Source organism: Roseovarius marisflavi (assembly GCF_900142625.1).
Taxonomy (GTDB): domain Bacteria; phylum Pseudomonadota; class Alphaproteobacteria; order Rhodobacterales; family Rhodobacteraceae; genus Roseovarius; species Roseovarius marisflavi.
Genome location: NZ_FRBN01000002.1, coordinates 11,885 through 25,095 on the forward strand (window position 1 = coordinate 11,885; position 13,211 = coordinate 25,095).

Annotated in this window: 13 protein-coding genes; 4 read left to right on the top strand and 9 right to left on the bottom strand. The window is 60.9% G+C overall.

Going from position 1 to position 13,211, the window contains the following annotated elements; all coding sequences use genetic code 11:
• Window positions 1-21: 21 nt before the first annotated feature.
• Together BUB78_RS02340 and BUB78_RS02345 are read left to right on the top strand one after the other, a co-directional pair.
• Window positions 22-1,422 carry a selenium-binding protein SBP56-related protein gene (locus tag BUB78_RS02340; protein WP_073194687.1) on the top strand — a complete coding sequence of 467 codons (1,401 nt, stop codon included), beginning with the start codon at window positions 22-24 and terminating at the stop codon, window positions 1,420-1,422.
• On the top strand, window positions 1,423-2,094 hold the full coding sequence (locus BUB78_RS02345) for a hypothetical protein (RefSeq protein ID WP_073194689.1): 672 nt from the start codon (window positions 1,423-1,425) through the stop codon (window positions 2,092-2,094).
• Between the two features lie 74 nt (window positions 2,095-2,168).
• Here the strand turns inward: BUB78_RS02345 and BUB78_RS02350 are convergent, their stop codons facing one another.
• Both BUB78_RS02350 and BUB78_RS02355 read right to left on the bottom strand, forming a co-directional pair.
• Complete coding sequence (locus tag BUB78_RS02350) at window positions 2,169-2,594, bottom strand: GlcG/HbpS family heme-binding protein (RefSeq protein WP_073194691.1); 426 nt, start codon at window positions 2,592-2,594, stop codon at window positions 2,169-2,171.
• A 12-nt stretch (window positions 2,595-2,606) separates the two neighbouring features.
• Complete coding sequence (locus BUB78_RS02355; protein ID WP_073194694.1) at window positions 2,607-4,736, bottom strand: malate synthase G; 2,130 nt, start codon at window positions 4,734-4,736, stop codon at window positions 2,607-2,609.
• An 80-nt stretch (window positions 4,737-4,816) separates the two neighbouring features.
• Between BUB78_RS02355 and BUB78_RS02360 the strand changes: the two genes are divergently transcribed.
• Window positions 4,817-5,614 carry an IclR family transcriptional regulator gene (locus tag BUB78_RS02360; RefSeq protein WP_073194696.1) on the top strand — a complete coding sequence of 266 codons (798 nt, stop codon included), beginning with the start codon at window positions 4,817-4,819 and terminating at the stop codon, window positions 5,612-5,614.
• Here BUB78_RS02360 and BUB78_RS02365 read toward each other — a convergent pair.
• The 4 genes from BUB78_RS02365 to BUB78_RS02380 all read right to left on the bottom strand — a co-directional run bounded on the left by BUB78_RS02365 (window position 5,611) and on the right by BUB78_RS02380 (window position 9,261).
• Entirely contained in the window at window positions 5,611-6,408 is a 798-nt protein-coding gene (locus BUB78_RS02365) for an alpha/beta fold hydrolase (RefSeq protein ID WP_073194697.1), read from the bottom strand. The two genes, BUB78_RS02360 and BUB78_RS02365, sit on opposite strands and share 4 nt — an antisense overlap.
• Window positions 6,384-7,685, bottom strand: a complete 1,302-nt coding sequence (locus tag BUB78_RS02370; protein ID WP_073194699.1) for a TRAP transporter large permease — start codon at window positions 7,683-7,685, stop codon at window positions 6,384-6,386. The genes BUB78_RS02365 and BUB78_RS02370 overlap by 25 nt, the downstream gene beginning before the upstream one ends.
• Before the next feature lies 1 nt (window position 7,686).
• Window positions 7,687-8,196, bottom strand: coding sequence for a TRAP transporter small permease (locus BUB78_RS02375; RefSeq protein ID WP_073194700.1), 510 nt, complete (start codon window positions 8,194-8,196; stop codon window positions 7,687-7,689).
• Between the two features lie 69 nt (window positions 8,197-8,265).
• Window positions 8,266-9,261: a type 2 periplasmic-binding domain-containing protein gene (locus BUB78_RS02380; RefSeq protein WP_084732733.1), complete on the bottom strand. Its 996-nt coding sequence runs from the start codon at window positions 9,259-9,261 to the stop codon at window positions 8,266-8,268.
• A 181-nt stretch (window positions 9,262-9,442) separates the two neighbouring features.
• Between BUB78_RS02380 and BUB78_RS02385 the strand changes: the two genes are divergently transcribed.
• The gene (locus BUB78_RS02385; RefSeq protein ID WP_073194702.1) at window positions 9,443-10,348 is read left to right on the top strand and encodes a LysR family transcriptional regulator; all 906 of its coding nucleotides are present in this window, start codon (window positions 9,443-9,445) and stop codon (window positions 10,346-10,348) included.
• A 51-nt stretch (window positions 10,349-10,399) separates the two neighbouring features.
• Here the strand turns inward: BUB78_RS02385 and BUB78_RS02390 are convergent, their stop codons facing one another.
• Genes BUB78_RS02390 through BUB78_RS02400 form a run of 3 tightly spaced genes read right to left on the bottom strand, consistent with a single transcriptional unit; the run spans window position 10,400 to window position 13,204 of the window.
• Complete coding sequence (locus tag BUB78_RS02390; protein WP_073194704.1) at window positions 10,400-11,164, bottom strand: IclR family transcriptional regulator; 765 nt, start codon at window positions 11,162-11,164, stop codon at window positions 10,400-10,402.
• A 13-nt stretch (window positions 11,165-11,177) separates the two neighbouring features.
• Window positions 11,178-12,536, bottom strand: a complete 1,359-nt coding sequence (locus BUB78_RS02395; protein WP_073194706.1) for a TRAP transporter large permease — start codon at window positions 12,534-12,536, stop codon at window positions 11,178-11,180.
• The gene (locus BUB78_RS02400; protein WP_073194708.1) at window positions 12,533-13,204 is read right to left on the bottom strand and encodes a TRAP transporter small permease; all 672 of its coding nucleotides are present in this window, start codon (window positions 13,202-13,204) and stop codon (window positions 12,533-12,535) included. The genes BUB78_RS02395 and BUB78_RS02400 overlap by 4 nt, the downstream gene beginning before the upstream one ends.
• Window positions 13,205-13,211: the final 7 nt, after the last annotated feature.

Below are 13,211 nucleotides of genomic sequence, written 5' to 3' on the forward strand. Positions count from 1 at the left end.
TTTCTATTGGGAGGTAGAGAGATGACCCTGAGACCAGACCCCACCTTTCACGCATCCGCCAAGCTTGCGATGCAGGCCCCGGTCGAGAATTACGCCTTTACGGTGATGCTGAGCCCGGATGGCTCGCAATCCGACGGGATCGCGGTTGTCGATCTCAAACCCGGTTCCGAGACCTATGGGCAGATCGTGCATCAGGTGATCGTGCCCAACAAGGGCGACGAGTTTCACCACTTTGGCTGGAACGCCTGTTCATCGTCCCTGTCGCCGCTTTCGGGCCACGCGTTTCTTGAGCGCCGCTATCTGATCGTGCCCGGCATCCGGTCCTCGCGGATTTATATCATCGACGTGAAAGACCCCCTCAAGGCGCATATCCACAAGACTATTGAGCCAGAGGAACTCTTTGAAAAGACGGGCTATTCACGCCCCCACACGATCCATTGCGGGCCAGAGGGCATTTATGTCTCGACCCTTGGTGGCGGTGGCCCCGACGGCACCGACGGCCCTCCGGGCATCTTCATCATGGATTGCGAAACCTTCGAGATCATCGGTCGTTACGAGATGGATCGCGGCAAGCAGGACAAGCATTACGATTTCTGGTGGAACCTGCCGCAGGATTACATGGTCAGCTCGGAATGGGGCCTGCCGCCGCAATTCGAGAATGGCATCGTGCCCGAGGATCTTCTGAGCAACAAATACGGTCATTCGATCCACTTCTGGGATTTGCGGGCGCGCAAGAATATCCAGACCATGGACCTTGGCGACAATCACCAGATGGCACTTGAAATCCGCCCGGCGCATGATCCGACCAAATCCTATGGCTTTTGTGGCGTGGTGGTGGATACCACCAACCTTCAGGGCGCGATCTTTACCTGGTGGCGGGATGATGACGGCGTCTGGCAGTCGAAAAAGACGATCACGATTGATCCCGTTCCCGCCGATGCCGATGATCTTCCCGACCTGCTTAAGGGATTTGGCGCGGTGCCGCCGCTGGTCACGGATATCGACCTGAGTTTGGACGACAAATACCTCTATGTCGCCTGCTGGGGCCTTGGCGAGATGCATCAATACGATGTCAGCGACCCGATGAACCCGGTCCTTGCCGGCAAGGTCGAGCTTGGCGGCATCGTTGCCCATCACAAGCACCCCAACGGCGGCGATTTCGCCTTTGGCCCGCAGATGGTCGAGATAAGCCGCGATGGCAAACGGGTCTATTGGACCAATTCGCTCTATTCCACCTGGGATGATCAGTTTTATCCCAATGACGAAGGCGGCCAGATGGTAATGGCGCATGTCGGGGAAAACGGCGGTCTGACGCTCGATAAGGATTTCTACATCGACTTCCCCAAGGGCCTGCGCGCGCATCAGATCCGCCTTGAGGGCGGCGATTGCTCGACCGACAGCTTCTGCTACCCGTCGGTTTAAATGATCCCTGATCCGTCCTCGGTGACGGCCCTCTGGGGGGCCGTCGTCTTTGCGGGCGTCTATCATGGCATCAATCCGGGCATGGGCTGGCCGCTGGCGGTTTCGGCCGCCCTGATGGAGCGACGCCATGGGGCGCTTGCCTCGGCGCTCGCGCTTTTGGCGCTTGGGCATTTCCTTGCGATGCTGGCAATCCTGTTGCCGTTCTCGATGATGGTGGTCTTGCTGGAATGGCAGACCAGCATCCGCATCGGTGCCGGTCTCATCGTGATCGCGATGGGGGGCTATCTTCTGATCAACCGACGCCACCCGAGAATTCTCGCGCGCATCCATCCGGCGCGGCTTGCGCTGTGGTCGTTCCTTGCGGCGATGGCGCATGGGGCGGGGTTGATGCTCTTGCCGATCTTTCTGGGGATTTGCACGGCCAATGGCGGCGAGACCGGCCATGTGGCGGCACAAAGCCTGATGACCGGCACGCTAAGGACGGCCTTGCTCGTGGCGGGGGTGCATACGCTTGCGATGACGCTCGCGGGCGGGGTGATCGCGACGGTGATCTATTTCTGGCTTGGCCTCAAGTTTCTGTCGCGGGGCTGGTTCAACCTCGATCTGGTCTGGGCGCTCAGCCTTGTCTGCGTCGGGGTTTTCGGCATCTGGTCGGCGGTTCAGGGGCACTGACCTCGGCCTATAAACGCCAATCGGCCCCGCCCGGAGTTTCGGGCGAGACCGCGTTTTAAATCTTGGAGTCCTGCCTAGGCCTGCGCCGCCAGAAACGCGTCGATCCCGGCCTGAGCGACATCGCGATCCTGCGCCGGTGTGCCAGAGCTGACGCCGATACCGCCGACAACATCGCCATCAACCACCACCGGAAGGCCACCGCCAACCACCATCAAGCGCCCGCCAATCGCCGAGGCGATGCCGTAAACCGGCTCGCCGGGCTGGCTGACCTCGCCATATTCGTGGGTCGCCTTCTTGGCGCCCGAGGCAGTAAAGCTTTTGTCGATGGCAATGGTGATCGAGGTCACCTTGCCGCCATCCATCCGTTCGAAGGCCACAAGATTGCCGCCCTCGTCGGTGATCGCGATGCACATCGGCACGCCGATCTCTGCCGCGCGGGCGCGCGCGCCCGCAAGCAGAACACCCGCATCGCCAAGATCCAGTCTTTTGATCGTCATCATATCGGTCTCTCCTCAGGCGGCCTTGGCCACACGGCGTGCGGCATGCAACAGCGGCTCGGTATAGCCCGAGGGCTGTTCCACACCCTTGAAAATAAGGTCGCGGGCGGCGTTGAAGGCAACCCCGTCAAAGCCCGGCGCCATCGCCACATAGGCCGGATCGCCCGCGTTCTGGCTGTCGACCTTGGGCGCCATCCGGCGCAGCGAGGCGTCGACCTCTTCGGGCGTACAGATCCCATGCACAAGCCAGTTGGCGAGATGTTGCGCCGAAATCCGCAGGGTTGCGCGGTCTTCCATCAGGGCCACATCATTGATGTCGGGCACCTTGGAACAACCGATCCCCTGATCGACCCACCGCACCACATAGCCAAGGATCGACTGACAGGAATTGTCGAGCTCGCGCTGAACCTCTTCGCCAGAAAGGTTGCGCCCGATCATCAGCGGCGGCGTCAGAAGGTCGCTGCGCGAGGCCTTTTCACGACCCTTCAACTCTTGCTGAAGCGCAAGCACATCGACCTGGTGGTAGTGCGTGGCATGCAGCGTGGCCGCCGTCGGCGAAGGCACCCATGCCGTATTGGCGCCCGCAAGCGGATGGCCGATCTTGACCTTGAGCATTTCGGCCATGTCATCGGGCTTGGCCCACATGCCCTTGCCGATCTGTCCCTTGCCGGACATCCCGGCGGCAAGCCCGGCATCGACATTGCCGGCCTCATAGGCGGCCAGCCAGATCGCGCCTTGCATCTCGCCTTTGGGGATGACCGGCCCGGCCTGCATTGAGGTGTGGATTTCATCGCCGGTGCGATCAAGGAAACCGGTGTTGATAAAGACGCAGCGGTCTTTCACCGCCTTGATACAGGCCAGAAGATTGGCCGAGGTGCGGCGCTCCTCGTCCATCACGCCAAGCTTGACGGTATTGCGCGCAAGGCCGAGGATATCCTCGACCCGACCATAAAGCGTGTCGGCAAAGGCAACCTCTTCGGGGCCGTGCATCTTGGGCTTGACCACATAGACCGAGCCCGCGCGCGAATTGCGCGTTCCGGTACGGGCCAGATCATGCATCGCGGCGGCCACGGTTACGGCGGCATCCAGCATGACCTCGGGGGTTTCCTGCCCATCCAGAAGCACCGCATCCGTGGTCATCAAATCCCCCACATTACGCACCAGAAGAAGCGCACGGCCCGGATGGGTCACCGGATTGCCCGCCGGGTCAAGGTAGTCGACATCGGGGTTCAGGCGGCGGGTGATCACCTTGCCACCCTTCTCGACCTCTTCGCTCAGATCTCCGCGCATCAGGCCAAGCCAGTTGGCGTACACCAGGCACTTATCCTCGGCATCCACGGCGGCAACCGAATCTTCGCAATCCTGGATCGCGGTCATCGCGCTTTCCAGACGGAGATCCGAAATGCCGGCCGGATCGTTCTTTCCGATCGGCGATGTGTGGTCGATGACGATCTCGATCAAGAGGTCATGCACCCGCAAAAAGACGTTGCCGTTCTCTTTGTAGCCCGCGAATTGGCCCGCATCGGCAAGACCGGTGGCCGCGCCGCCGGTGCTGATGGAAAGCGCGCCGCCTGCAACCTCAAGCGCCGTGACATCGGCCCATGATCCGGCCGCCAGCGGGGCAACCTTATCAAGATGCGCGCGCGCCCAAGCGATAACCTTTGCCCCGCGCGCGGGATCAAAGCCTTTGCCCTCTGGCTTACCCTCAATTGCGTCGGTGCCATAAAGCGCATCATAAAGGCTGCCCCAGCGGGCATTGGCGGCATTCAGGGCAAAGCGCGCGTTCATCACCGGCACAACAAGCTGGGGCCCGGCGATGGTGGCGATCTCGGCATCGACATTCTGCGTGCTCACGGAAAACGGGTCGGGCTCGGGCACGAGATAGCCGATTTCGCTCAGGAATGCGCGATAGGCCTCGCCGTCAAGCTGCTGACCGCGCCGCGCGATGTGCCAGGCGTCGATCTTTGCCTGTAAATCCTCGCGCTTTTGCAGCAGGGCGGCATTGACAGGCCCCAGCTCGCGCAGCATTGCGGCGTAACCTGACCAGAACTGATCCGCCGTGACATTCAGCAGGATGTCGTTCTCGATCAGCGCGGCAAGAGGTTCGGCAACTGACAGGCCGTGGCGCTCAACATAAGTGGTCATATCCGGTCTCCTTTTATTTGGCTCGGGGGGTAACGCGGGATCGCGGAACATGTAAGGAAAGGAAAAATGTTTTCCATTGTATGGAAAGGTATACCGAAGTGATTAACCCAAAGACAGAAGGCGTTCAATCCGTTGCGCGCGCGCTCAGGCTTCTGAAAATCCTGAGCCAGAATGACGAAGGCCTGCGGGTGAGCGACATTGCCCGTCAGGCCGGGCTTGCGGTATCGACCACGCATCGGCTGCTGACCACGCTGGAGCTTCAGAATTTCAGCCAGTTCGAGCCGGATCGCGCGCTCTGGCATGTGGGGAGAGAGGCCTTTGCGGTCGGCTCTGCCTTTGGGCGGAGGCATAATTTCGTGGCCCCTGCACTGCCTTATCTGCGCCGGTTGCGGGATCTGACGCGCGAGACCGCCAATCTTGGCATCCTGGATCATGACGAGCTTGTGACCATAAGCCAGGTGGAAAGCCGCGAGATCATGCGCGCCATCTCGCCGCCGGGCGGGCGCGTGCCGACATTTTGTTCGGGCATGGGCAAGGCGATCCTGGCCACCTGGCAGGACGCCGATATCGCCGCTTTCGTGGCGCGCACCGGGTTTCACCCGATGACCAAACGCTCGCACCGCAACCTGACCACGGCGATGGTTGATATCAAGCGCATCCGCGCGCAGGGTTATGCGCTTGATGACGAAGAGCATGTGACCGGCCTGCGCTGTCTTGCGGCGGTGGTCTGGTCGGCGCAGGGTGAAGCGGCCTGTGCGATCTCGGTCTCGGGGCTGGCGGCGCGCCTGCCGGAGTCGCGCCTTGATGCGATCGGCAAACAGGTCGCCGACGCCGCGCGCGAGCTTACGCAAAAGCTGGGCGGCACGCCCCCGGCTTAGGCCTCGCTCAGAAAATCCGCCAGAAGCATGTTGAACAGCGCGGGTTTTTCAAGGTGGGCGGCATGGGCCGTGCCCGGCACCACCGCAAGGCGCACATCCGGCAGCCCCTCCCATAGCGCCTGAACCTGAGGCCAGCGATAGGACCGGTCGCCATCGCCCCAGATCACAAGCGCGGGCATGCCCAGTTCGGCCAAGGCCGCGCGCCCGTCCCAATGCGCCATCGCATCCAGCGCCGCCAAAGCGGTGGCGGTGCTGGCCTGACGGCCAAGGGCGGCCACCAGATCAAAGCCCTGCCCCGCCGCGCCCTCGCGAAACCAGGTGGCGCCAATCCGGGCGATGGTCTTTTCCACCCCATCAACGCGCAGGCGCTCGCGGGAGGTCTCGATCGGCTCGAAACGGTTCGGCATCATGCCAAGCGGGCCAGTGCCATAAAGCACAAGCCGCGTGACCCGCTCCGGCACGAGCCGGGCCATTTCCTGTACGATCATGCCCCCCATCGAGTGGCCCAGAAGGGTGAACTCGGTCACGCCAAGCTCATCCAGCAGGGCCAGAACAGCATGCGCAAAATCACCTATCCGATCCGGGCCTTGCAGCCCCGCGTTCCCACCACAGCCCGGCAGATCGGGCGCAATCACATCAAAGCCCGGCGCGAAATGCGCGATCATGTCCTGCCATTGATCGGCCCCGCCAAGATAGCCATGCACCAAGACCAGCGGCGAGCCCGACCCGGCACGCCGATAGCTCTGCGGCACGGAAATCGGCAGGTCGCTCAGCGCATCTGATCGGGCAGCCATAGGGCGGTCTCCGGCAAGAGGATAAGAAGGGCAATCAACGCCACAAGCGCGCCGATGAACGGAAGGCAGCCCATGATGACATCGCCGATGGTGACCTGCCCGCGCCCGATGCCCTGAATGACATAAAGGTTGAGCCCCACAGGCGGCGTCAGCACCGCGATCTCCATGGTGATGGTATAGACCACCCCGAACCAAATCAGATCAAACCCCGCCGCCGACATCAGCGGATAGATCGTCGGCAGAGTGATGAAGGTCATCGAGACCGGCTCGAGGAACATCCCCAAGACGATGTAGAAGGCCAGCACGATCATCAGCACCACATAGGGCGAGAGATCAAAGCTCAGGAAGAGTTCGGTGAATTGCTGCGGCACGCGATAATAGGTCAGAACAAAGCCGAACAGCACCCCCGCCGACAACAAGAGGCCAAGATAGCCCATAGTCCGCATGGTCGCAAAAAGCGCCTCTTTAAAGCCCTGCCAGGTGAGCCCGCCCACCCCGAAGGCAAGGGCGACGGTCAACAGGGCGGCAACGGCGGCGGCCTCGGTCGGGGTGGCGATACCGGCGTAAATCGCGACGGTGATCACCAGACCGATCAACAGGATCGGGCCGACGGTGGCTAAAATCTGCATCAACGGCATGCGCATCGCATCTTCGCTGTTGGGGATGTCCTGCGGACGCAGGATGCCCCAGACCAGCACCACAAGAACGAAGGCCGAGACAAGCACCAGCCCCGGAATGACACCCGCGATGAACAGGTCGCCAATGCTCTGGTCGGTGACAATGCCGTAGAACAACAGGATCAGGCTGGGCGGGATCAGCACCGAAAGCGTGCCCCCCGCCGCCAGAACCCCCGCCGACAGGCGTTTGCCATAGCCAAGCCGAAGCATTTCCGGCAAGGCCACGCCGCCAATCGTCAGGGCGCCCACCATGGACGAGCCGCAAACCGCGCCAAACCCGGCGCAGGCCCCGATGGAGCCGTAAGCAGCAGAGCCGCGAATGCGCACGCCCTGATGCAGGAATTGGTAAAGGTTCGGGCCGATGCTCGACTTGCCGATCAGCTCGCCAAGGAACACGAAAAGCGGCACCGCCAGAAGGATATAGTCGATCCATACCCCCCAGAGTTTAAGCTGTGACGAGACAAGCGATGTCTCAAAGCTCTGGATTTGCCAGAGGAACGGCAAGGACGCCGCCGCCAGTGCGAAAGGGATCGGCAAGCCGATGGCGATCAGCAACATCAACAGACCCAAAAGGCCAAGGCCGACTTCATACCATTCCATGTCAGATCTCCGATTTCAGGTCGCTGGCCGGTGTCACCACCAGCCGTGCCAACCGCAAGGCCGCGTAGATGGAAAACAGGATCAGCGCCGCAGTCCCCGGCGCCCAGAACGCATAGCGCGGCCAGAGCAGGATTTCCGATGAGGCGCCGGATTTGAACGCCCCCGTGGTGGCCTTGATCGCCGCGAGCGAGAAAAACAGCCCCACCGCCAGCATCAGCCCCATATTGAGAAGAGCAAAGCCCTTGCGCACCGCTGGCCGAAACCGGTCGGTCAGCATCGTGACGCGCGGATAGGCATCCTCGCGCAGCGCATAGGCGAGCCCGGCAAAGGCCACAGGAAACAGCAAAAGCGCGGTTGCCTCGGTGACCATCCGGTCGGGTGCGTTCATCGCATAGCGGGTGAAAACGCCATAGCTGATCCAGACCATCTGTATCAGGACGATGACGCCCCCGAGAGCGGCCATAAAGATCACCACGCGTTCAAACAGCGCGATCATACGAGAGAGGGACATGCGACTGCCTCCGTTTTTGCGGAACAGGCCCGCCCCGGCATTGCGAGGGGCGGGCCGACTTGGCGCGACTTAAGGTGCGTGCGAGGCGAAAAGCGCGCGGATATTGCCGGCAAGTTCCGCGCCACAGGCCGCATCGACCTCTTTGTCCCAGGTGCCCTGCACGCTGTCGATCAGGGCCATGCGCTGTTCCTGCGGAATGGAAACGGCGGCGCCGCCACCCTTCATCACCGCATTGCCGACGCGCTGATCAACCCAGTCTTCATAGCGCGGCTTGAGCCAGGTTTCGGTCTCGCTCGCCGCGGCCAGAACGGCGGCCTGTTCATCGGCGGTCATGCCGTTGAACTTGTCCATGTTCATCATGTAATTGACGTTGCCGTAAAACAGGTTGGCGTTGACCATATAGGGCATCACGCTCCAGAGCTTCCAGCTTGAATAGGTGGCAACGCCCATGTTGATGCCGTCAACCACGCCACGCTCGGCGGATTGGAACACCTCTTTGGGGGCCACGAAAACCGGCTGACCGCCCCAGGTTTCGATCATCAGGCTGACCAGCGGCCCGATCGAGCGCACAAGCTTGCCATCGAGCTTGCCCAGATCCTCGATCCCATCCTCGAACCACCATTCCTGGTCGTAGGAATAGTTCGAATTGAACACCGGCATCAGATTGACCTTGGCCGCCTCGTCCTTGACCAGAGCGGCATAGCCCGCGTCAAGCTCGACCTGGTTTTCAAGGTCAATCGCCACCGGGTAAAGCGAGGTCACGCGATAGCAGGGCAGACGCTCGTCGGCGGGAATCCAGCTCATGTCAGAGACGCCGCCCTGAACCGCATCCACACCCTCGGACCAGCCATGCAGCGTGGACGAGGGGAAGATTTCAACCTTGACGCTGCCGCCGGTCTTTTCGCTGACCAGCTCGGCAAAATGCACGAAACCGTCATAGCGGATATCGGCCTCGTTCACATAGGTCGACAGGCGGATCACGGTTTCGGCCGTTGCCGGAAGGGCGGTGGTTGCGATTGCGGCGGCGGCGATCATCGGGGCCAGCGCTTTGCTTGTAAGTGTCATAACTTTCTCCTGTTGGTGTTGCGCAATTGGGGTTTGACCGTTGATCGGCCTTATTTTGATGTTTCAAGCCTAGGCAAGAGCGGCGTAAAAATGCCAATTCAAACATAGTCTGAAACCATTCCGATCTTGCATAACGCGTAAGATCACCGCATTCTGATCGCGATACGCGAGGGGATGGGTGATGGATATCAACTGGTTACGCGACTTTGTCTGCCTTGGGCGCACACTCAATTTCACCCGCGCGGCGGAAGAGAGAAACATCACCCAATCGGCGTTTAGCCGTCGCATCAAGTCGCTGGAAAACTGGCTTGGCGAGCCTTTGATTGATCGCGCGACCTATCCGGTGCGCCTGTCACCCGGCGGCGAGGCGTTCTTGCCGATTGCCCAGGATACCATCGCTCAGCTGACCGAGGCGCGACAGGCGATCCGCCAGACCGCCAGTGCCGACGCCCGGTTTCAGCGCTTTGCGGTACTGCATGCGATCTCTCTCAATTTCCTGTCGCCGCGCCTTGGCGCGCTTGAGGCGGCGCATCCAGATCTGCGCACGCGGGTGATTTCCGACAGCCTCTCGACCTGTTGCCAGTTGCTCGCCGAGGGGTCTTGCGAATTCCTGATGTATTACCGCCATCAGGACGTGGCGCCGGTGATGGACGAGACCCAATTCGTGCGCAAGGATATCGGCCGCGAGACATTGTTGCCGGTGGCCGAGGCCAGCGTCGCGACGCGCAAGGGCTGGTATCTGCCGGGCAAGACCGGGCAGGACATTCCCTATCTGTCCTATGACCCCAACACCTTTCTGGGCACCGTCGTTGATCAGATCATCGGTGATCGGACCACCTCGCTTGTGCAACGCTACCGGGATGCGCTTGCCGAGGCGCTCAAGCGACGCGCCATGGGCGGCAGCGGGGTGGCGTGGCTGCCCGAAAGCTCGGTCACACAGGAATTGGCCAGCGGTCAATTGGTTCGCGTGGGCGGGCGCGATTGGCAGGCAAGGATGACGATTTCGCTGTTTTGCTCGCCCGACAAGCTTGACGAGACCGGGCGTCTGATCTGGGAAAGCTTTCCCGAGATATCCTGGACTTATTGACTTGGCACGTTCGAGACGCTCAAAACCGGTTGCCACTTTTAAGCAAAATGCCTAGGCGATCAGCGCCGACAGCTCTTTGCCGGTGGCATACATCGCCTCGCGGTATTCAAGCGCGCGCGCGATATCAAAGCGTTGCGTCGGCGCGTGAAACGACAACGTGGCCATCAGCCGGTTGTTGATATCCCAAAGCGGCACCGCAAGTGCGATCATATCGGTCAGGAATTCCTCGCGGTCGAGCGAATAGCCCTGCTCCCTGATGGTTTCGATCTCGGCCAGAAGCCGGTCGATATCGGTGATCGTGTTGGGCGTTCTGGCGACAAGATCGGTCGCCGCCAGATACCGCTTAAGATGCGAGGGCACCAGCGAGCTCAGGTACATCTTGCCGCTGGCGGTGCAATAGAACGGCACCCGCGTGCCAACCTGAAGCTGGATGCGCAGGGGCCATTCGGTCTCGACCCGCTCGACATAGATCATCGCATCGCGATCCGGCAGCGCGATATTACAGGTCTCCCCCACCTCGCGGCTCAGCTTTTTCAGGATCGCCTGACGGGCGGTTCTGATCCTGAGCGACGACAGGATTCCTCCCGCCATCGTGCGCAGCCGCGGGCCCGGCGAATAGCTTCGCCCGTCAAGGTCACGCTGCACAAAGCCTTCTTCCTCAAGCGTCATGAAGAGGCGGTGAATGGTCGGCTTGGGCAGGCCAAGCTTTGCATTCACCTCGGTCGGGGTCACCGGCACGCCTGCGCGCGCCATCTCTTCGATCACTGTCAACAGTCTCAGGTTCGTCGGGATGGTATCGTGTTTGTCCCCGTCCATGCCCCGTCTTCCATCAATGTTGTGGCAATAGCACGGTCGAGAAGAACGGCACCAGAGCCACCAAAATCCACACGGCTATCAATACGATAAGATAGGGCACCGTATAGCGCAGCAATCTGAAATAGGGAACGCCGGTCACCCCGGATGCGACATAAAGGTTCAACCCGTAAGGCGGGGTGATGAACCCGATCGACGCGCCGACAAGGAAGATCACCGAAAAGTGGATCGGATCAATCCCGACCGAGGCCGCAATCGGCGCCAGAATAGGGGCAAGGATGATGGTCACCGGCAGGCTTTCAAGCACCATGCCGGAAAAGAACACGATCACCATCGAGGTGAACAACACCGCGTGATAGCCGCCCATCGAGGTCACGAAATCGCCGATCACCGCCTGTGCGCCAAGCAGCGACAGGATTTGCTGCATCACCACGGAAATCGCGATCAGCGGCGCGAGGATGCCCGAGATCTGGGCCGAGCGCACGACAATCGAAGGGATATCACGCAGGCGGAAGCCGTCAACCACCAGCATCGCGGCATAGGACCGCTCGACCGCAGGCAGATCGCGCTGACCGCGCATCAACTTGTTGAGCGGATAGCTGACCAGCCCGGCGATGACGCAAAAACCAACGGTCACGCCGGCCGCCTCGGTGGGGGAAAACTTGCCGGTGTAGATGCCCCAAAGGACAAGGCCGATGGCGAAAAAGCCAAGCCATGCGCCAAAGGCGGTCTTGAGAACCCGGTTGAGTTGCAGCGGGATAAGGTGGCCCCAGCCGTTCATCCGGCAGATCACCCAACAGGCGAACTGCATGCCGATGACCATCATCGCGCCCGGAAGGATACCGGCCACGAACAGCTCGGAAATCGGCAGGTTCATCAGGAACCCGTAAACGATGAAGATGATCGAGGGCGGGATGATGATCCCGACCGTGCCGCCCGCCGCCGCGGTGGCCGCGGAAAAGCGTTCGTCATAGCCGCCCTTGACCATTTCAGGATGCAGCATTGAGCCAATCGTCGCCGTTGTGGCGCTGTTGGAGCCCGAGATCGCAGCGAAAAGCCCGCAGGCGCCAAGCGCCGCCATCGCAAGCCCGCCGCGCATCCAGCCAAGACAGGCATAGGCAAAATCCGACAACCGCCGCGCGATCCCCGATTTGTTGATCAGATCGCCCGTCAGAATGAAAAGCGGCATCGCCAGAAGCGCAAAGCCCTTGCTGAACACGTTCAGCAATTCGGCCCCCATATTATCAAGCGTCAGCCCCAGAACAAAGGAACAGCCGATGACCCAATAGGCAATCACCAGGAAAACCGGCACGCCCATCATGAAAAAGAAAGTGACCCCAAGCGAGATCAACGTGACCCATGTACCGTCGGTCATGCCGGCTCCTCCCCGATGATGGCCTGCTTGATCAGCGGCTCACCTGATTTGTATCTGGCGATATCTTCCAGCAGGTTTTCAAGCACCCGCGCACTCATCAGCACGAAGGCCACCGGAATGGTCACCAGGAACCACCACAGCATGACATTGTCGGTGCCGCTCACGATCTGGAAATTGGTGGCCGAAAGCGCGGTCACCCGCATCGTGGCCGTAAAGACGATGACGCAGAACCCGAACCACAACACCGCATCAAGGGCGAGGGTAATCATCTGGCCCAGACGGGGCATCATCGTGCGGAACTCGGCAAAGCTAAGGTGGGTGCGAAGACGCACGTTATAGGCACAGCCATACCAGGCCATGATCATGAACAAGAGCGGCGGCACCGTGGTCGACCAGGGCACCTGTTGGTTCATGGCAAAGCGGCGGAACACTTCGACAAAGATGATCGCGGCAATCAGAAGATAGCTATAGACCATGATCGTGCGTTCCAGATGCTTGTCCAGAAGCGGCACACGCTTGTAGAGCCAGAGCACAAACATCGAGCCCAGCAAAAGCAGGATACTGCCGAACACCCAGGCCCCTTGGGTGCGCAGGGCCTGATTGATTTCCCAAGAGTCGTTACTGGCAAAGGCCGGAATGATGGCCCAGGCTTCGGACAGAATGGACATCCGCTAT